Genomic DNA, 19,880 nt, shown 5'->3' on the forward strand with positions numbered 1-19,880 from the left:
CCGAGCCGAAACTCCAGCCGATATTGCCCAGGCCATTGCTGGTGAGCTTCTGATAGACCGCCGTCCAGTCGAGGCCCAGATCGCCGTTATCACTGGTCTGCACCGACAGCACCTTCACATCCACCTGTACCTGCCGCGTCAGCGCCGCGTTTTCGCGCTCGATGTATTCCGCAATGCGCTCGACGGCGTCGCGGGTGTCGGTGACGGACACGGTGCCGGTGGTCTGCGAAATCTCGGCTTTGCCGGCCGCCGTCAGCATGGCTTTGAGGGTGCGTTCGATGTTGCTCCAGAACTGCAGCTTGGCGGTGGACGACACCTTGTTATCGCTGCTGCTACTGGCCGAGCCGCTGTTCGAGCCACTGCCGCTACCCGAGCTGGTGGCGGTGGCCGACTTCGAGACATTCACCGTGGCATCGCCCTCGCCCGGTGGCAGCAGCAGCGTGAAGGTGCGGCTCTGCAGCCGGTAGAACTGCACCAGGCCATCGCGGTATTCCCACGAGATGCTGGCCTGGGCGGCGATCTTGTCGAGCAGGCCGCGTAGCGAGTCAGCACCGAGATAGCCGGTATACAAGGCATCGCGCTCGGTCTGGCTGATATTGCCACCGCTTGATGGCCGGACCGTGGCCGCTGAAGGGGCGGCCGAGGGGGCGGCGGTGTAGACGTCCGGCTGGATGCGGATCATCACGCCACTGACCTTGGTCAGCGCATCGGCCACACCGGCCAGCGTGGTTGGGTAGCGCAGGCTCAGCGAGTGCGGCTGGTCGAACACCGGTGGCAGTTGCTGATCAGGTGAGAGCTTGATGGCGCGGCTGCCGAGCCAGAAGCCATCAACCTTGCGGACCGGCCCGGCCTGCTTCTGCGCATAGTCGGCCTGCACGCTACGTTGCTGGGCGGTGTTCTGGCTGTTGTCGGCCACAGATTTTTCAACCTGATGCTTGAGCTGCACCGAGCTGCAGGCGGTCAGCGCCAGCGCCGTGGCCAGACAGATGGCGCGCCGCAGGCCCGCATCGGGCGTAGGCCGGGCCGGGTGCTGGGCGCAGGCGGAAAGTGGTCTGGGTGTTTGCATGGTCATCCCCTTGTCACTGGGCCTTGGTGCCGGCCTCGACGATCCGCACCACGCGGTTGCCGTTGTACATCAGCGCATTCAGCGCGACGTCGGCCGCAGACAGCGAGGCAAACACGCCGCCGATGGCCTCTTCAAAGGTGCCGGTGAAGGTCGCCTCGTAGTTGATCGGGTATTCCACCGAGGCTTCCCACGCCACCTGCCAGCCGGCACGAGCCGCCCATTCGATCAGCGCCCGCCGCACCGTGCCGTGCTGGGGTCGCAGTACCCAGGTGGCTTCGGCCGGTGCTTCGGCCTTCATGGGCTCGGCCTTGGCGGTCGGGGCCGCAGCCGGGGCTGGCTTGGCGGCTTTGGCCGGCTTGGGCGCCTCGGCGCTGTCTTCGATGCTGAATCCCGCATGGACTGGCGTGGTCAGCCACAGCGCCAGTCCCACGGCCATCCCGATCTTCCCCTTGCGCATCTTCATGGCTCATCCCTTCCGCGACATCGTTTTCGAGTCATCCATCGCCGACGAGCTGCAAGCCCGCCCTGATCCTCACTGCACCCCTGCCCAGGCCACTTCAACCGGGTAGTGGCGCGCCAGCCAGCGCCCCCAGACATCGGCCGCCGCAATCAACCGGCTGCGGTAGACGGCGTTGTAATACGGGGTGGCCGAGTGGTAGCGGGCGGCACGGCTCCACCAGTCGCCACGCCCTCCCCGCCGAACCTCATTCGCCAGCATCCAGCCCGCCAACTCGGCCGCGTAGCAGCCACGCAGTCGCAGGTCATCGGCGCGGATGCCATAACGCGCCAACCGGGGCAGATGTACGCTGTTGATCTGGAATTGCCCCAGATCGACGCTGCCATCGCGGTTGGCCCGCACCTGGCCATGCCGTCCCGCCTCGACGCTGGCAATGGCCAGCAACACATTGGCCGGCACCCGCTGCCGGCGCGCCGCGGCGATCACGCAATCCACCGTAGCCGGGCGGGTGGCGTAGTAATCGGCAGGCAGATCGGCGGCATCCATCATCAGTCCTTCAAATCCACCAGCGTTCGTGCTGGAACCACCGCCAGAACAAGCCCGGCTCGAACAGGCGCCGCTGCTGCAGCTGCCAGTGGCGATAGCTGGCGCGTAACCCCAGCACCCACAGGTTGATCGACACCGCCGTCCAGGTCGCAAACGCCATCCAGCCCCCGGCGTCGTACAGTCGTGCGGTGCCAATGGCGAACAACAGCGCGGCCATCAGCAGATAAAAGCGGGCGCTGTAGCGAAAGTCGCGCTGACGGCGCCGTGCGGCGTCGGGCGCCTGGCGCAATTCGCGTCGCACGCTGCCCCGGTTGGCCTTCAGCGCCCGCTCGCACAGTGACTCGCGGCTAGCTGCCCGCACCGTGAAACCACAACCCGTGCAGCACCAGTCACCGTCACGCGCCATCAACCGGCCGTTATGGCAACGCCAGCACAGCGGTGCATTCAGGCTGCGGAGCCAGCTGACAAAGCTGCCGTTGCCCAGGCGCAGCAACTGGGTTCCGAACAAGGCACCGTGAAAGCGGCCAAACCAGCGTAGAAGTCGGGGAGCAGGCATCAGGCGGTCTCCTCGGCAATGTGGGCGATGATGTGTTGCAGGTTGTCGAGCTGTTCCTGCGGTGTGCTGGGCTCGGGCAAGGGTTCGCTCAAATAGAATTCGCGCAAGACTTCAAACGCAAAGGGCTCGACTGTCGGCTCGGTGTCCTGCCCGGCCTCGGCTTCGGGGGTGCTGTCGGCCCGTTCCTGCAGCCACTGCAGGAGCTGGTGGCCAGCATAGGCGACTTGATCAAGCAACTCGGCCAGCTCCAGCAACACCGGGTCAGGCCGTTCCCGCTGCAACTGCTCGGCAAACTCACCCGCTTCGAGGGCTTGCGCCAGCGCCGTGCGTTCAGCCGCCAAGGTATCGGCATCGCCTCGGGACGGCGGTTCGATCGGCAGAAAGCCGTTGGTGCGCATTTCACGCGGCGGATCGCTGGCGGTGTAGAAGGCCATGCTGCGGATGACGCGCACGCCGCCGCCCTTGCGCGACTTCTTGCCCACCAGAAAGGTGAATTCGCCGTTTTCCTGCTGGGCCAGATCGTCGTAATCGAGCCGGCCACGTTTTTCGACCTTCACCCCGCCTTCACGCTTGTAGCCATCGCCTTGGGCTTCATAACCGCCGATCACTGTCTCGTAGGCTTCCCCAGCCGCTTCCGACAATTTCTGCCAGGTATCGGACTGGCGGCCGCCCGTCATCCGGCCCACGGCGCGGATATTGGTGTTCTCCCAGATCGCCTCGGCTTCTTCGGCACTGGCTTTCTTGAAACTGGAAAAATCCTGGCCGGCAAAGGTCATCGAAAACGACAGGCTGCGCGCCTGTGCCGGCATCACGGCGGTGCCGGGGATGATGTAGTAACCGGCTTCGTCAAAGATGGTGTAGTAGGGAACCGCCGCATTGGTGGGGCGGGAGTCGATGATTTCGCGCACCATGCCTTCGATGCGGTTGCCAAGCGCCCCGGCCATCATCTGCTTGACGCTGCCGACGATCAGCTTGCCCAGCATCTTCAGCGATTCGGGTGCCCGCTCCAGCGCTGGCAGCAGCACCACCAGACAGCGCCGGCCATAGACCACATCGAAGATATCCACCTCGCCGACCCGCACCTTGAAGATATGGCCGTAGTTGAATGCGAGGTCGTTGAAGATGCGCGTCAGCTGCATGGTGATATAGCCATGCTGTTCGAGCGCCTTGGCGTCCTGCTTGCCCCGGTCTTCCTTGCGATAGCCGGGCAAGGTGGTGAAGTAGGCGCGCATCGGCGCCGCCACGGTGTCGAAGTCGGCGCCATAGCGGCCGTTGTGGCCCCAGACCAGCTCTTCCAGCCGGCCCAGATCGAAGTACTCGATAAAGGTTTCGGAATCGAGCACCAGATGGCCAAGGTCGCGCAGATACACCAGCAACCGGGTCTGGGCCGCGACAAAGGTCATCGCCCTGCCCTTCCACATATCAGCGCCGCCGCCCGAGTCGTCCATCAGGCTGACGATCAGTTCGATCAGCATGCCGGACGAGCCGACGGCCATCGGGTTGAGGGTGTTGGTGAGCTGGTCTTCCTGCCGGCCGATAAAGTCGCGGCCACTGGTGATGAAGTTGATGACGAGCAGATCGTCTTCACGGCCGAATTCGCGCATCAGCCGGAATACATCCTTCTGCAGCTTGGGGTCGCCCTTGCCGTCGATGTAGATAAAGCCGCTGTTCTGTACCAGGGCATTGGCGACGATGCCGAGCAGGTATTCGGTCTTGCCGCTGCCGGTGGTGCCCAGCACCAGCTGGTGGGTGCGCAGATCGCTATTGCTGGCATAGACCTCTTCGTTGCTGCCGATTTCGCTGCCGAGGTAGGTCAAGCCTTCGCCCAGCTTGCCGTTGGCCGAGCCATCGCGCACCTTGGCCAGCAGCGGCACCCGGTAGGGAAATTCAAACTGGCGACCTTCCACCTTCAGGTAGCGGCGGTAATAGAGCCAGGCGGCCAACACCAATAACTCGCCCGAAAACGGCAGACGCAGGGTCAGGATCGCCAGCGCCGGGAAGGCCATCAGCCCGAACAGCGCACCCTGCCCGGTTTCGAGCCAGGCGGCGAGCTTGGCCCCGGCGCTGCGGGTATCCACCCGGCGCCGGCTGCTGGCGACTTCTTCGTGCTCCGATAATCCACGGTAATTGGCCATGTCATTGCCCATCCCGCAGGTATTCGGCCACCAGCTGGTTGGCCAATTCTTCAACGGCTGAATTCAGCTGCTCCTCATCCAGAAAATCCGACTGGTTGAACAGGTTTTCGCGCATTCGCTCCAGATAGGCTTTGCACGAGCCCGAGGGAAAGCGCTTGGCCAGCAGCTCGCGGGCTTCGCGCGTGCCCATACGGCGATAAAGCAGTGAGCGCAGCTTGCGGTCTTCGGCCGTGGTCGAGAGCGCCCACAGCCGCTTGGCGCCACAGGTGAGGGTAAACAGGTGGCTGTATTGCTTGGTTTTGGTGACAAAGCGCGCCAGCATGGTGGCACCATCTTTGTTCGCGCCTGTGACATAGCGCTGCAGCGCGCTGTTTTCGACCTCACTCAAGCCGATGGTGTCGCGGGCGTACTGGCGCGTCTGCTCAGTGCCCGAATCGAGAATGAAGATCGACGTGGCGATTTTCGACAAACCGCCAAAATCTTCCAGAATCTGCGAGGCGAGCACGATTTCGAGGTTCCACTTACGGGCCTCGCGGCCGTCGGTCATGATCTGTTCCTGCAACATGGCGTGGCCGCCCGTCTTGTGGAACTCGTCGTAGCAGATGACCTTGTAGTCTTCGGCAATCTCGTCGGTCAGCCGGGTGTAATGGGCCAGATAACGGGGCGGCACCAGTGCTGTGTCTTCGCGTGAAATCGCCACCTTCTTCAGGAAGGACTGGCGGGCGATCATGTACATCAGCGCCGCCTGTTTCTTGGTCGCGGCCGAGCCGACCTGCACCACGTCCTGCAAATCAAGCGACATCACCCGCGACTCGCCCAGATCAAAGCTGGTGGGTTTGCTGAAGATGGGGTAGTCGTTGATCGCCTCGCTGATCATGGTCATGAACAGCCGGGGCAGGCTCTGGCCGGCGCTGGTGGCGCGGTCGCCGTAGTCTTCCTGAATATCGGGCGTGGCGGCGATGCCAATGGCGATGTCCAGCGTCGGCACCGCATAGCGTTGGGCGCGCTGGGCGCCGTAGATATCGCCGGCGTCGAACAGGGCGTCCACGATGTCCCACCACTTGGTCGCCTGCCGGATCTCGACCCGCGCCCGCTCAATGGCTTCATCGACTTCCTGATCCAGCCCCGGAATGTAGTTTTGCGGCCGGCCCCGTGTTTCGCGGTCGGACACCGAGCGGTACACCGAATCGACGATGCGACCGACAAAGCCGCTCATGCCGTCATAGGGCACGCCATCGCGCTCGGGCGGTGTGGCCAGCATCACCAGGAAGTTGATCAGAAACTGCCGGTCTCGCGGCAGCGGATTGCGCAGGCCGATATGGGTATCGAAGGGGTTGATGGCGTAATCGGCCGTGTTCTGGATGCGCTTGTACACCGCCAGATGCTTGCGGTCTTTGGGCAGGGCATCGGCAATCAGATCAATAAAACCCGCCGACGAAATACCGATGTCGATGATGCAGATATAAGGTAGCCGCGTCAGGCCCGGCATCAGGCAGCTATCGACATTGTTCGAGTTCATCATCACCGACTTGCCGGAGCCCGGTTTGCCGGCAATCAAGGTGATCCAGGTCGATTGATCGCTGGAAAAGCGCTGATAGCGCATCAGCTTGCCATCGAGGCTGCGGTAGAGCGTGGAGCCGAGCTTGAACGGGCTGGTCGGCCGGGTCAGCGGCAGCAGATAGACTGCATCGTAAAGCGGTGCCGCCGCCGGGTTGCCGATGTGCTTGTACGACAGCCCCACGGCTGTTGACTGGAAAGCCAGCAGCGGATGCCCCGACTTCTCGACCACCTTGCCGCCACCCCAGGCTTCGAGCGACTTGATCAGCTTGCGCTTGCGCAGGCTCAGTTCCTTGTCCTCGCCCAGCCGGGCCCAGGTCAGCGCCGAGATACGCAGCTTGACCAGAGTACCGCCATCGCGCCGGAACTCGCCCAGTGCCTTGGCCGCTGAATTCAGATTGCGGTTCTGCTCGCTGGTAAAGCCGAGGATGCTCGAAAACACCGTCTTCAGCCCGAGCACCGACATGCCATCGCCTTCGAGCATGAACGACAGGGCGTAAGGCACCGACCGCTTGCGACCGTTCTCGACGGTTTCGGCCTTGTTCAGATCGTTGAACAGCGCGGTGAAGGTCTTGGGTTCGTTGGGCGGCAGCTCGAACAGCACTGGCGCAAACACTCGTGCCCCCAGCCGAACCGTGTTGGGGTCGGGCAATACCGGGTTGCCATGCCGGCCGATTTCAGCATCGAGTGTCATCACCTGCTGGGCGATGGAGGGTGGCAACAGCTCACTGGCATCGCGCCGGTTGGCATTTTTCTTCCAGCGGATCACCGGCCGGTCGCCCGGCAACTGCGGTTTCCAGCGCGGGTCAACACTATCCGGGTAAACCGAACGTTTGATCGCCCGCACCATGCCGTGCACGTCAAACTCATCGACCATGAAGTCGAGCATGCGCAGATCTTCCACTACCTTGCGTACAAAACCGATGTGCCGGTCGTAGAGAAAGCGCACCGGCCGCAAGGGGTTTTGCGCGTTTTTCAGTGCGGGCAATTTGTGTTGTTTGGCCAGCGCCCGCTTTTCTTCGGCATCAATGCGGGCTTCGGCCGGGTCAAGCAGTAGCGGTCGTGACCACAATACGCAGTGCAGGGTTTCGTCGTAGAGGTAGGCCGATAGCTTGTCGGCGGTTTCATCGACCAGATCGACGACATCAAGATTCAGATAGGCCGCCGTGTCTTTCTGCGGCGCAATCGCCTCGTTCAGCAGCTCGGTCGGGTCGATATCGCGCCGGAACACCACCTGAATCTGGTGGCCCCGGCTGCGCATGAAAGGCGTCAGTGCGCCTTCCAGCCTTTGGGCGATTTCCTGAAAGTGGGCACTCGACAGCAGGGTTTTCACCCCGAGGATGCGGATCACCGTGGCGAGCGAACCATCGTTGGCCACCAGCACGTTGTCGTCGATGGTTTCGATATCGCAATAATCGACCACCTCGGTGCGCAACACCGACAACAGGCTGATAACGACAGCTTCCAGCTCGGCCAGCATGGCTACGCCCTCCCGGCTTCGAGCCGTCGCCAGTCTTCAATCTCACGACGGAAGGCCGAGGCCAGCGGCACCAGCCGCAAGCCATCGAGCGCCCGTTCGATCTCATCACAGGCGGCTTCGCTCTCGGCGGCAGCCAAGTCGGCAAAGATGGCCGGGTAGATCGCCGCTTCGCCATAGCGCAGCGCCAGCCGTGCCACACCGCGTTCAAGCCGTGCCGACAGCTCTTCCGCCAGCCGGCGCCGCCCCGGCTGGGGATGGTCCGCATCGAGCCAGGCCCGCCGGGCCAGCAGGTTGATCTGCCACTGCTGCAGCTCGGGCAACCACGCCAGCCGTGCCAACCCCATCACTCCGGCCGCGACAGGATGCGCTGCCAGCCGGCACAAGGCACAAGCCAGGGCCAGATTGTGCGCATCGCGGTTGCGGGCATTGCCATCACGGAACACCACCCCCCGATGCGGCCCGGTCGGCTCGCCACAGAACGCGCACACCTCGCCAGCCTCTTCCAGCCAGCGCCGCAACGGCGCCGGCACTGGCCGGGTCAGGCCCAGCACGCCCCGATAGTGTGTGAGAGTGGGGGTGGTGAGGTGGGTCATGGCATCAGCCCGTTACGGTATTGCGCATCACCACGGTAATCGTCGATATACCCAGCATCGCCCCGCCGATAAATAAACCGACAATGGCCGAAGCGGGCTTTTCCCGCTCGTCTTTTGACGACTTATAAAGCTGGTAAAGTGAATACCCCACAATCAAGAATCCTACCAGCGCTGCCACAGTTAACAGCAGATCATAAATATCATTGCTGGCTGTTTTTAAATTACCGGTAATAGAACCTAGTTTTTTTTCTTTTCCTGCGTCATTTAACTCCCCCTGCAAAGTCTTCTTGCTTTCATCGGCCCAGGCTGCACTACTGCCAAGCAAGATCATGTAAAAAACCATATTTCGCCAAATGGCATTCAGATAATGGAACATTTCAACCTCCTTGTTGGCACAGGTCGCATACTTCATTTCACATCAAACACCCAGGTAATCAGATTAAAGCCGGTGGTGTTATTCAAAACGATGGCCAGGTCTTGCACGTATACACAGAGTACGCCGCCAATCATGAAGGTCACCGCCTGGCCGATGGTGGCGCTGCCGGTGCCGTTGTAATAGCGGTTGAGCAGAATCAGCCCGCGTAGCATGGCGACTAATCCGACTATCCGCAAAAACAGCAAAATGCCGATTTTGGCCGCCTTGGTTTTATCGGCCGAATTCGAGGCATCGCTCACGCCATATAGAAATGCCGAATTCAATTGGCTGGGGGTATCAAACAGGGTGTTACCCAGAATGCCGGTAAAGGTGGCAAATGACACCAGCGCCCCGCCAATCAGTAGCTGTATTACTTTTCCCGATAAACTCGGCTGTTTATGGCCCATGAATTTACCGGACGATAACGAACCCAGGCTCACCAGCGAATCGAATATCAAATACAAACCAAATAGCGGGCCCAATGCACCGAGCAAATCGAAGACGCCTTCGAATTCTTTGGCGACATTGATAAAGATGGTAAAGAAATCAGATTCTTTTGCCATGTCCCGGCCCATTTATGGCTAATTGAGTAACACGCTGCCCTCACCTACGGTTAATCAATGACCTGTCCATTCACCAGCCGCACATCGCGCCGGCCGACTTCCCTGACCTTGAAACCCGCCACCATCTCGCCGGCCGCCACGCTCAGCTCATCACCATTGGGGGCGATGATCCAGGCCCGGTCGCCGATGATGGCGCTGATGCGATAACCCGCCGGCAGCTGGCGGTCGGTCTGCCGGGTGTCGGCCTCGGCTTCGGCAAGGCGCTTGCGCTCGGCACGGCTGCGGTGACGGCGACTATCGCTGCTGTCTGCCTCGCTGGTTTCGACTTTGGTGCTGCGCGTAGCGCGTGCCGACTTGCTGTCGGTTGTCGCGGCGACGTCAGCCGGCTTGGCAACGTCGGCTTTCGCTGGCGTAGCTTCGGCCCGGCCCGCTTCACTGGCGCGGCTGTCATGACGGGGTGCCCCTTGCTCCAGCCGGCTGAGGATGGCTTTGAGGGTGGTTTCAATATGGCCGACCCGCTTGTTCAGATCGCTGACCTGCGCCGTCACCCTGGCGGTATCTGCGCCAAGCTTGTTGACGCGACCGGCGATGTCGGCAGGCTCTTTCTGTTCAGCCGCTTTGGGCTCGGCCGACTTGCTGGCGGGCTTGGCTGCGCCGGGAGGAGTCAGGGTTTCGACAACGGCCTCGGCCGGTTTGTCAGCACCGGCCGGGGCAGCCTCGGCCTTGGCGGCTACAGGCAGGCTCTCGGCCATTTTGAGCGGTTCGGCGGATTGGGCCGCCGCCGCTGGCTGCGGCTCCGAAGCCGGAGGGGTGGCCGCTGGCGCAGGGTTTGGTGCCAAGGCCACTTGCCCGGCCGGCGTGGCATCGGGTGCAGGCGGCATGGTCTGTGGCACTTGCAGTGCCGGTTGTGGCATGACCAGTGACGGCTCGTCCATCTGCGCGGCGCGCTTTTTCTTCAGATAGCTCATGGTGCCAATGGCACCAACAATGATGACCAGCATGAACAGGCCGAAGATGCCAATCAGCATGCCAAAAGACATGCCGCCCGACTTCTTGCCGGCGGGTTTGGTCGGCGCCGGTTCGTCGGTATCGTCGTCCGAGTCGGTGTCGTCGTAGTCCTCGTCGGCGTCGTAGTCCGGCTCGTCGTCATCGTCCTTGGCGTTGTAGGGGCGACGTGACAGGGTGGTGACCTTGGCGGTATTCGACTGGCTCATGGTGTTGCCCCCTGGTTGTAGGCGACATCTGTCGCCGGGCGGTTCACGTCTTCAACAAACAGCACGCCGATGCCTTTGCCCGCCGGAATCGACAGCGTGGGCGGCCGGCTGAACTGCTTTTTCACTTCGGCCCCCAATGCCGTGCCGACTTCTCCGGCCGCAAGTCTGGCCTGACGGCTGGTGTCGAAAGGATCAACGGTGGTGGTCGTGGTGGTGGCGGTGCCGGTGCTGGTGGTGGTGGTCGAGCCGCTGACTACAGATGCCGCCTTGCCAATGCCAGTGAGTGCCGCAGCGGTAAACAGTGAGAGGTAACGCGAGAAGTAGTGCCCATCCACCTCATCCGTCACGTTCTGGCGCCCATCTTCTTCCCGCAGGGCTACCGCGCTGACCCGGATCGAGCCGTCGTTGACCCTGGCGCCGGACATGGCGTTGAACTCAATGCGCATGGCGGCTTCGCCCACCTGTTCCAGCCGGACTTTGCCGATCATCTTGGCGCCATCGAACTCACCACCACGCAAGGTGGCCAGCACCACACCCATGTCGTCCGAATTGACGGCGGTATCGAGCGTGGCATAGAGAATGGTTCCCTGCCGGATCATCGGCTTGCGCGCACCGCCGGCCAGCGCCACCTTACCGGCAGCTGGCGACGTGGCGGCTTTGTCGGTGGCTGTCGGGGCCGCAGTTTCCGCCTTGGGCGGGGCGTATACCGCCACACTGAAGGTCGTGGGTTTACCCAGTGTGCCGATCAGGGTCTGAATCTGTTCCTGCGCCCGCTTCTGCACTTCCTGCTGGCGCCGGCGATAGGCTTCCATCTCTTCATTCCATCGTGCCTGGGCGGCGGGGTCGATTCCCATATCCGATTTGCCAAAGCGCCCCATGTCATCTTTGACAGCCGGCAGCATCTCGGCCTGATAGCTCTTGTTTTCCTTCTGCGCGGCCTGGGCCTCTTCGAGGCCCTGCTGCTTGCGCCGTTCCACCTCGCTGGCGGCTACCGGTTTGGTCGGATCGGTCTTGATATTGGGCGCCGCCGGCAGCTCGACATTGGGCGTCTCACCCGCCTTGGGGGCCGGTTTGCCAAACAGCCGGCTCACCGCCACATAGCCAAAGACCACAACGATAAACCCCGCCACCAGCAGCGAAATGCGGCCAATCCCGCTGCCGAACACGGCTTTGACATTCTGGGTACGGACGTTGCCGGCAGGCGCTTCGCTCATCTCAGTAGCCACTCATGAAGTAAGTCACCGCCCGCCCGGACTCCAGCGCCACCACGACAGGCGGCATGCCGGCGAACTTGTAGACACTGGTGCCATCCGACGACCCCATGCGCGAGATGAACGCAGGTGACTGCACCGCGCTACGGGTGCGCACAAACAGATTGCCGGCGTACAGCCACGCTTCGGCACTCCCCCCTTGCACGTTGAGGCGACGAGCCGTGTCAGGGGGCACGCCATCAATAAAGGCCACCATCTGCACGTCGTGCTGGGGCATGGTCACCATCACCAGATCACCCGGCGAGTCGGGATTCCGCCCCGGAATGCGGGCATCCACCCGCACGTCGGTTTCCGCTTGCCCGGCACTCAGCATGAAAATCACCGGCGTGGCCATGCCCCGCAGCATGACGGTGACGTTGCCAAACGCGCTGGTGGTACGCGGTTCCAGATTCAGCACATTGGTCTGGGAGGCTTTGGCGCCGCCTTCCCCATCGCTGAACTGGGTACGATTAAGCGCCACCGACTCGATGAACCACGGGTTGCCCTGTGCGTCGGTGAACACCACACTGGTCACCGTTCCCAAGGCCAGGCGCAGCATTGGCGGCTGCGCCCCCGACTGCAGATTGACGTTGAGCGAGCGGGTAATCGGCCGCGAGGGTTTGACGTAGTTGCTATTCAGCAAGCGGTCACGCTCGGTGAGCAGACGTTTGATTTCATTCACCTGCTCAGGTGAGAGCGTGGTGTCGCGTAGATCGCGTACGGTGTCGCCCAGCACCTTCTGCGGCATCAGCACCGGAATCGGCGGTAACGATGGCGGCAGGTTGGCCGGGGGGAGATTGGTTGGCGGAATCGGCGGGTCAGCCGCGCAGGCCAAACCCAGCCAAAACCCGATCCACCCTGTCTGCAGCAGGCGTTTCATTCGACCACCCCCCAACCGGATGGCAGGGGCGCCACCACGGTTTTATGCACGGCAATCCCTTTGGGATTAATGGCATTGGTCGGTTCGCGAATCACGGTAGAAACAAACAGCACGCGCTGTAATTGGCCATTTTCCTGCTGGCCACCCACCGAATATAAAATCTTGAGCGGGGTTTGGACTTCCCAATAATAAATACCGTTTCGCACCCCTTGTTTGGCCACTTGCGACGGCGCAATCGCCACGGACGAAACAATTAACCGATTCTTGATTACCCGATCCAGATTACCCGACTCTTCCAGCGAATTAAGAAAGGCCGTGCGGCCATCCGCTGAATAATATTTATCCATTGCCGCCGTCAATATCGGCCGGTAATTCCGATAATCGAAAGTAAAACTGCCGACGGCTGCATCCGTAGCAAATTGCGCCACCGCTGCGACATCGACATTGGGCTGATCGAGTGCCTGGGCCACACACACGGCATTGGCATCTTTGACGTGAATATAACGGTATTTGGGAAAACCCCAGAAAAAAGCCCATACCAGCGTCAGTAACAGGCAAATGGTGACCAACAGGCCAATCACCAGGCGCAACAGCTGCAATTTAAGGCGGCTCACCTCGTCGTGCAGACGGGCATTGTCCTGCAGGACCAGGCCATAGGCGGCTGCCTCGGCAGCATTAGCGGCTGATTTTGCCATTCTCGCCTACCACGCAGTAATTGGTGGTGCCGTCCGATACAATGGCCAGCTCCAGATTGCGACCAAATATCAGCAGCAGCAGGAATATTGCTGCCAGCAATAAAACCGACATCAATGCGATTTCGATTACCATATTGCAGCGCCGCAAAAATACCATATAGCGCTGCAAGGCTCTGGAGTCAGGCAGGAATTCAAATCTTCCCCAGGAAGAGAATTTGAATAATCGTGCGGATGTGGCCTGTTTCATTCAACCACCTCTAATCCACCCTGCTTGTATTGAACAAACCCTGTCAACCGGCAGCGCAATCCATGTTATCCCACCTGTTTATTCATCAGGCTCTTTTGGCCAATCAAAACCATTCGATGCATGATTCATTCAGCCATTCATGAAATCCAGCGTAGCAAAGCCCCCACAAAATCAAAGGAAAATATTGTTCAGTGCTGTACAAAACAATCGGATTTAATTCTGAATAAATGCAAACAAATTAGTTATTTTCAGCGCAAAGATTGTCTGACCATGCGGTAAACAAGCGGGCAGATAGCCGATGACCGCCCGCAACCAGGGTCGCGCACTGGACAAAACCTGGATGCCTGTTCAGGTATCGCAATGTGGCATGTGCGCAAACCGCTGCCCGCCCCCGAGAACGAAGCAGCCGGTTCCACGCAGCCCGACGCAAACAGCGGCTAACTGGACTGGCGAGCAGTAGGCAGGGCCAGACCGGGGCGTTGCTTGTAGAGGGTCTGTGCCAGCGTGCGGCCATCGACCAGGGTGTGTACGCGTACCTGTTCCGGACCGAGTTGTTCACGCTCAAACGTCACCTCGCAGGGACGGAGCGGCATGTTGATCCAGCTGCGGCCAACCAGCGCATCGGAGTGGACCTCGAACTCAAGCAATATCGCCAGAGGATGAGGGTTGCACAGGCGCAGATCCTTGTAGCCCCAGACCACCGTGGCGTCGGCCCCCAGTGTCGTAAAGCGCTCGTGCTCCTGGTAGATGTCGATGGAGTGAGCATGGCGTTCCACCACCTCCAGACCACTGCGCAGACCGAGGTGGTACAGGATGGATGAGAGCTGGCAAAGCCCCCCGCCCACTTGCCGCGTCAGCTCACCTTCAACCAGATTTCGCCCGACCATGAAGCCATTTTGCGCCACCGGCCGGCCGACATGGCGCCAGAACGAGCAAATGGCATGCGGCTCGATCAAAGCCAGATTCAGCTTGTTGGCCCCTAGCCGCAGGTTGATCAGCTTGTTTTCCAGCAATGTACTCGGCATCACCGGCTGGCGTATTTCGGCCAGCAACTGCCAGGAGTCGGGCAAATTCACAGCATGTCTGGGCATCAGCTGCGCACCGAGGGGGTAGTCGCGCACCTGACGTCGCCACTGCGCCACGTTCTGACGCAGGGCCAGAGGGAGCATGCGACGTACCAGATTACGCCAGGTCATGACGCGCGCCCTCGGTAACTGGCTGACGTTGCAGCTGGTAAACGTGGTAAGACGCCCAGTCCGCAAGCGGGCTGTTGCAGAGCAAGGTGTCGAGGGGCTGGCAGGCGGCACGCAGGCGCGAGGGCAGACGGTGGATCGGCAGAAACAGGATCCCCCGTCGTGCGATCACTTTCCACTCGGGTCCCGCCCATTCCTGCAGCAGTGCCGTCGTCGCAACGGTGTTGGCGTGCCAGGGCGTACTGCTGGCACGAATCCGCCGCAAAGACCGCCGCCGCAGGGAGGGCAGATCAACGATCAGGCTACCGCCGGGCCGAACCAATGCCGCCAGGGTTTGCAATGACTGGGCAATCACCTGCGGGCTCAGGTGCATGAAAACATGGAAGCAAGTCGCCACCTGAAACTGACGCGCAGGCCGAGTGGCGGGCAAGGAGGGGTCCGCTTCGAATAGTTCGGACAGGTCTGGCAATTGGCTGCGAACGAGCCGCCGATCGGCAAATTTGCGTGCAGCCTCTTGCAGCATGGCATCGGAGACATCGACCCCGGTTTGCGCGAAATTCAGCAAGCGACCGGTGCCGCACCCGATGTCGATGACCTCCGCTGCCGGCACACCCGCCAGCCACTGGCACAGGATGGCGCGTTCCATGGCATCGATATACCGGCCATAGGAATTGCCGAAACGGTTCTGGTCATAAGTGGGTGCAAGCTGCTCGTAATAGTCGTGGATGGCTGTCATGGTATCGGCAGACCCCGGTCGGCGTGGGTTGGGTAGACCGGTTCATTCTACGTGCGAATCTGCCACCTGGCTGCCGCGTGGGGCTGCGGCGATTGCAAGGCTGCGTTGACCTTTTATTTCCAGCCCACAGGGTTGCGCCGGGAGCAAAACGCCAACTGCGTCTACGGTACCCGATTCTCAACGCCGACCATTCATGACAGCGACAACCCCCGCCCCGATGATCAGCATGATGGCAAGATAAGCGGTCGTCGGGTGGCGATCGTGCCAGAAAACCATGCCAAAGAAGGTGGAAAACAGCACGGTCGAATACGCCAGACTGGCCATAACCAGTGGTTTTCCCGTGCGATAAGCGCGTGTAAGTGCCAGCTGCGCCAGGGTGGCCGTCACCCCCATACCGACAATGATCAACAGGCCGCGTCCGTCTATGGCATGTAACGGCCCGGTCATCATCCAGACAAAACCAACCAAGGTGGAGATCAGGGAGAAGTAGAACACCGTGCGCCAGTCTGGCTCCCCTGCTTGGCTGAGCAGGCGCACATTCAGATAAGCTACCGCCGAAAGAAGCCCAGAGAGTAGTCCAGACACACCAGCCAGCCATTGTGACTGCTCGAAAGTCGGATGCAGCAGCAGAGCCACCCCTGCAAATCCGGCAATGATCGAACCCAGCAACTTTGAATTGAATCGCTCATGCAGATAGAGCGTTGATAACGCCGCCAGGAACATCGGCGAGGTGTAGTTGAGCGTAAAGGCCGTACCAAGCGGCAAGTGCGAGATGGCATAGAAATAGAACATCATCGACACCGTGCCTGATATTGAGCGGGACAGCTGCTTTTTCAGCTGACCCGTACGCAACGAATATCCCTGATACCAGACAACCCCTCCCATGACGACCAGACTGGCTGCGCAGCGATAGAAGAGCAGCTCCGCAGTCGTAAACTGGCTGGCCCCCAGCTTGACCATAACTCCCATGACAGAGAACAGAAAACTGGCAATTAGAATCCAGACGACTCCAGATCGGCTGAGTTTCTCGAAACGGGACATTGGCAGGGCCTGCAAAAATCAGATATCCCGAAAATTGTAGTGACTATGCCGGACAATCGGCAGTGCCAGTTGACCCACAGCCAGCCGATACAGTCGGTTTAAGCCCCTCCTCGCAACGCCTGTCAGAAAATCGACGCCGCCCATCCGCATTATGTCATTGTAATTACTGGAAAATTAATTGACTTTCCAATGACATAAAGCGAAACTGCGGGCTGTGTGAAATATGCCAAAAATAGAAATGAAGTCATTGAATCTTCGAGCTTTCCTGTTCATTCCATTCTTTGCAGCCAGCTTCAGCCATGCTTGGGCCGTTTCTCCGCAAGTTGCTGCCGGAGCCAGCCACAGCCTGATGCTGCGTAGCGACGGCACCCTCTGGGCTTGGGGACAAAATGATTTCGGCCAACTCGGCGATGGCACCCGCAAAAGCCAAACACGGCCCCGCCAGATTGGCGCAGATTTCTCAGCCGTCGCATCGGGTTGGTATCACTCTGTTGGGTTGAAAGCAGATGGCAGCCTGTGGGCATGGGGAACGAATGAGCAAGGCCAGCTCGGAGATGGAAGCACCGTCACCCGCTCCGCCCCAGTCAAAATCGGCAAAGACTTTATCGCCATCGCTGCTGGCAATCTGCATACCCTCGCCATCAAGCGCGATGGCAGCCTGTGGGCCTGGGGCAACAACAGCCACGGCCAGTTAGGTGACAGCACGCTGATTTCCCGCGTATCTCCTACCCGCATTGGAGGTGGATTCACCGCGATTGCGGCAGGTGATCTGCACTCGGTGGCACTGAAGGCAGATGGCAGCGTCTGGACATGGGGCAACAATGTTCACGGGCAGCTGGGAGATGGCGGCACCCAGGCGCGCCGTATGCCTGCGCAAGTCAGTGGCTTGTACCGCGCAATTGCCGCCGGCGAAAACCACACGGTTGCACTGAAAGCCGATGGATCACTCTGGAGCTGGGGCGCCAATTCACACGGCCAGCTTGGCAACGGCACTACGCAAAAACGTAACTACCCCGGTCTGGCAGATGGCAATTTTGCGGCGATCAGTGCAGCAGGCAATCACACCGTTGGTATCAAGTCCGATGGCAGTGCCTGGCGCTGGGGCCGGACCAATCATCAGGGCAACTGCGACGATGAATCGCAGACCACGCCAAAGCAGATTGATGGCCAATTCAGCAGTGTCGCAGCCGGTTCACGCCACACGGTGGCGCTGAAACGCGACGGCAGCCTCTGGGCTTGGGGACATAACGACTGGGGTCTTGCTGGCGACACCACCGACGCCTCCAGCCCAGAGAAACTGTCCAGTCTCGTCGCCATTGCGCCGGACTACCAGGCCAAGGTCCGTGGCGAGCCCGGGGCGCAGAATCTGACGGTAACGGTAGACCCCTCGCCTGCGGATATTGGACAGGATGGCGATGTTTACATCGTGGCGGTTTCGCCAACGCTGGGTAGCTGGCAGAAGACCCCAGCAGGCTGGGCCCCCTTCAATGTCCATGCACCTGAAGCTGCCTATAGCGGCAAGCTACGTAAAGCGGATTTCTCTTTGCTCGAAAACACCGACTTTAGCGCGCTCAAGGGCGCACAGGTGTTTGTCGGTTACGGCCGAGGCCAGAACCGCGCTGAACGCTTCGCCGATCTGCTGAACTTTCATATGCATCAGTCGGTATTTCAGTTCTAGGCTTGGCAAATACGAGAATCTCCCCAACAGCCCGCCAAGCGGGCTGTTGGCATTTTGTGGCCTGCACGAACACCGCTACTGCAAACCAAAGAAATGCTTCATCCGTGCCAATAGCTCGGTGTGATGAGGCGTAATTGGTGCCACCGATGAGTTGTTTACCTTATTGCGATTGGCTTCAAGCCGAGTCGCCAGCACTTGCGAAATAGCTTCGGCCAACTCCGGCCTTTGATGCAGCGCCTGCTGGAATACGGCTTTGTCGAGTTTGTAGCACTCGCAGTAGCTGACAGCGACAACCGTTGCCGAGCGCGGTGCGCCGGTCATCAGTCCCATCTCACCAAAAAAACTGCTGGCCGTCAGCCGGCCCAACATTTGCGCATCAGCTGTACCGAAGTCCTTCCAGACCTCGACTTCACCAACTGTCAGGATATATAGCCAATGGGCAATCGCCCCCTGCCGGGTGATGATGTCACCCGTCTCGAATGGTGCGAAATTCAGTTGCTCGGCAATCTTGGTCCGCTCCGCTTCAGAAGCGGCAGCCAAAAGATCCATTTCACTCAGGGCTTTGATGCGGGCTTGCAGATCCTTGGCCAGCTTGGCCGCCATCGTTTTGTCGTTGTCCTTGGTCATCAATACATTGTGACTGTGGATCGACAAGGCAAAACCATGCCTCAGCAGCGAGGCCACCACATGCGCCCGGACTTGTGAATCCGTCGGATCATCCACCTGCGGGTTGGTCAGCCAATAGCGCAATGCATACCGGGCCACGCCATTGGACAACTCCATCAGCACCGCCTGTGGTGCTGGCTCCGTTGCCACAAACTCGATACGTGCATCACGCACCCCCTGGGTAGCGGCGTCCATGACATGCTGGGGAGGGCACTCCCAATCCACTTCGAAATACACCCAGCGACGCCAGACCTTCAGCTCGCCGAGCTGCTTGCCAATGACCGAAAATGTATTTTTCATCAGCCAGGCATTCGGCACGACGGCCGTCTCGCCATTGCGCGTCTCAATCTGGGTACTACGCCAGCCGATCTGAACAACGCGGCCCGAAATATCGCCAACCTTCACCCATTGACCCAGTTCAATCGAGCTATCGAGCTGCAATGCAATACCCGACAGTACATTGCCCAAGGTGTCCTGCATCGAGAAAGCCAATACCGCCGTGATGATGGTCGAGGTGGTGACAATCTGCGAAAGATCCAACCCGGCATAACGCAGCCGTACCAACCCCCAGGCCAGGTAGCCGACCGAGACGATGACGTCTTCCAGGATCTGCGGCACCCGCACGCCGATTGCCGGCAGCAACAGACGAAATATGGCCAGCCCCCACAGCCGGATGATGACCATACCCAGCAGGATGGTGAAAACCTCGCCCATGATGGCCGCCACCCGCGACATGCCCATCAAGCTCGCGCCCTGCGCAATCCCGTAGCCAATCAGTCCCAATACCAGGAACACAGCCGTCAGCCTGACATTACGGCGCTCGTCAGGGCGGAAGCGGTACATCAACAACAGCCCCACAACGCCACTGATCACGACATATAAAAGCTCCTGCTGTAGCAGCGAGTACACCGT

General features: G+C 60.4%; 19 protein-coding genes. 1 reads left to right on the plus strand and 18 read right to left on the minus strand.

Annotated features, from left to right (window positions below; genetic code table 11):
• The 17 genes from PZA18_RS10115 to PZA18_RS10195 form a co-directional block, all read right to left on the minus strand.
• On the minus strand, positions 1–1,066 hold a 1,066-nt coding region (locus PZA18_RS10115; protein ID WP_284100719.1), incomplete at its 3' end, for a secretin N-terminal domain-containing protein.
• Positions 1,067–1,079: 13 nt separating this feature from the next.
• Positions 1,080–1,529: a toxin co-regulated pilus biosynthesis Q family protein gene (locus tag PZA18_RS10120; RefSeq protein ID WP_284100720.1), complete on the minus strand. Its 450-nt coding sequence runs from the start codon at positions 1,527–1,529 to the stop codon at positions 1,080–1,082.
• Between the two features lie 69 nt (positions 1,530–1,598).
• Entirely contained in the window at positions 1,599–2,072 is a 474-nt protein-coding gene (locus tag PZA18_RS10125; protein WP_284100721.1) for a transglycosylase SLT domain-containing protein, read from the minus strand.
• A 7-nt stretch (positions 2,073–2,079) separates the two neighbouring features.
• A complete protein-coding gene (locus tag PZA18_RS10130) occupies positions 2,080–2,625 on the minus strand; it encodes a hypothetical protein (RefSeq protein WP_284100722.1) in 546 nt (181 codons plus the stop codon).
• Positions 2,625–4,760, minus strand: a complete 2,136-nt coding sequence (locus PZA18_RS10135) for a TraM recognition domain-containing protein (protein ID WP_284100723.1) — start codon at positions 4,758–4,760, stop codon at positions 2,625–2,627. The genes PZA18_RS10130 and PZA18_RS10135 overlap by 1 nt, the downstream gene beginning before the upstream one ends.
• 1 nt (position 4,761) lies before the next feature.
• A complete protein-coding gene (locus PZA18_RS10140) occupies positions 4,762–7,797 on the minus strand; it encodes an IcmB protein (RefSeq protein WP_284100724.1) in 3,036 nt (1,011 codons plus the stop codon).
• Between the two features lie 2 nt (positions 7,798–7,799).
• Positions 7,800–8,390 (minus strand): HNH endonuclease signature motif containing protein, encoded by a 591-nt coding sequence (locus tag PZA18_RS10145; protein WP_284100725.1) that lies wholly within the window; start codon positions 8,388–8,390, stop codon positions 7,800–7,802.
• Positions 8,391–8,394: 4 nt separating this feature from the next.
• Positions 8,395–8,766, minus strand: coding sequence for a hypothetical protein (locus PZA18_RS10150; protein ID WP_284100726.1), 372 nt, complete (start codon positions 8,764–8,766; stop codon positions 8,395–8,397).
• Between the two features lie 32 nt (positions 8,767–8,798).
• A complete protein-coding gene (locus PZA18_RS10155) occupies positions 8,799–9,368 on the minus strand; it encodes a hypothetical protein (protein WP_284100727.1) in 570 nt (189 codons plus the stop codon).
• A 50-nt stretch (positions 9,369–9,418) separates the two neighbouring features.
• Positions 9,419–10,582 carry a hypothetical protein gene (locus PZA18_RS10160; RefSeq protein WP_284100728.1) on the minus strand — a complete coding sequence of 388 codons (1,164 nt, stop codon included), beginning with the start codon at positions 10,580–10,582 and terminating at the stop codon, positions 9,419–9,421.
• A complete protein-coding gene (locus PZA18_RS10165) occupies positions 10,579–11,796 on the minus strand; it encodes a DotG/IcmE/VirB10 family protein (protein ID WP_284100729.1) in 1,218 nt (405 codons plus the stop codon). Before PZA18_RS10165 ends, PZA18_RS10160 begins: the two co-directional genes overlap by 4 nt.
• A gap of 1 nt (position 11,797) precedes the next feature.
• Positions 11,798–12,712: a DotH/IcmK family type IV secretion protein gene (locus PZA18_RS10170; RefSeq protein ID WP_284100730.1), complete on the minus strand. Its 915-nt coding sequence runs from the start codon at positions 12,710–12,712 to the stop codon at positions 11,798–11,800.
• A complete protein-coding gene (locus tag PZA18_RS10175; protein ID WP_284100731.1) occupies positions 12,709–13,407 on the minus strand; it encodes a DotI/IcmL family type IV secretion protein in 699 nt (232 codons plus the stop codon). Before PZA18_RS10175 ends, PZA18_RS10170 begins: the two co-directional genes overlap by 4 nt.
• Positions 13,388–13,654 (minus strand): hypothetical protein, encoded by a 267-nt coding sequence (locus PZA18_RS10180; RefSeq protein WP_284100732.1) that lies wholly within the window; start codon positions 13,652–13,654, stop codon positions 13,388–13,390. The genes PZA18_RS10175 and PZA18_RS10180 overlap by 20 nt, the downstream gene beginning before the upstream one ends.
• 437 nt (positions 13,655–14,091) lie before the next feature.
• Complete coding sequence (locus PZA18_RS10185; RefSeq protein ID WP_284100733.1) at positions 14,092–14,850, minus strand: VanW family protein; 759 nt, start codon at positions 14,848–14,850, stop codon at positions 14,092–14,094.
• Positions 14,837–15,583 carry a class I SAM-dependent DNA methyltransferase gene (locus PZA18_RS10190; protein ID WP_284100734.1) on the minus strand — a complete coding sequence of 249 codons (747 nt, stop codon included), beginning with the start codon at positions 15,581–15,583 and terminating at the stop codon, positions 14,837–14,839. Before PZA18_RS10190 ends, PZA18_RS10185 begins: the two co-directional genes overlap by 14 nt.
• Positions 15,584–15,760: 177 nt before the next feature.
• Complete coding sequence (locus PZA18_RS10195) at positions 15,761–16,624, minus strand: DMT family transporter (protein WP_284100735.1); 864 nt, start codon at positions 16,622–16,624, stop codon at positions 15,761–15,763.
• 238 nt (positions 16,625–16,862) lie between these two features.
• Between PZA18_RS10195 and PZA18_RS10200 the strand changes: the two genes are divergently transcribed.
• The gene (locus PZA18_RS10200; protein WP_284100736.1) at positions 16,863–18,302 is read left to right on the plus strand and encodes an RCC1 domain-containing protein; all 1,440 of its coding nucleotides are present in this window, start codon (positions 16,863–16,865) and stop codon (positions 18,300–18,302) included.
• Positions 18,303–18,377: 75 nt separating this feature from the next.
• Here PZA18_RS10200 and PZA18_RS10205 read toward each other — a convergent pair whose 3' ends face one another.
• Positions 18,378–19,877 (minus strand): mechanosensitive ion channel family protein, encoded by a 1,500-nt coding sequence (locus PZA18_RS10205; RefSeq protein ID WP_284100737.1) that lies wholly within the window; start codon positions 19,875–19,877, stop codon positions 18,378–18,380.
• Positions 19,878–19,880: the final 3 nt, after the last annotated feature.

The sequence above is a fragment of the Parachitinimonas caeni genome (assembly GCF_030129945.1).
In the GTDB taxonomy this organism is placed as follows: Bacteria; Pseudomonadota; Gammaproteobacteria; order Burkholderiales; family Chitinimonadaceae; genus Parachitinimonas; species Parachitinimonas caeni.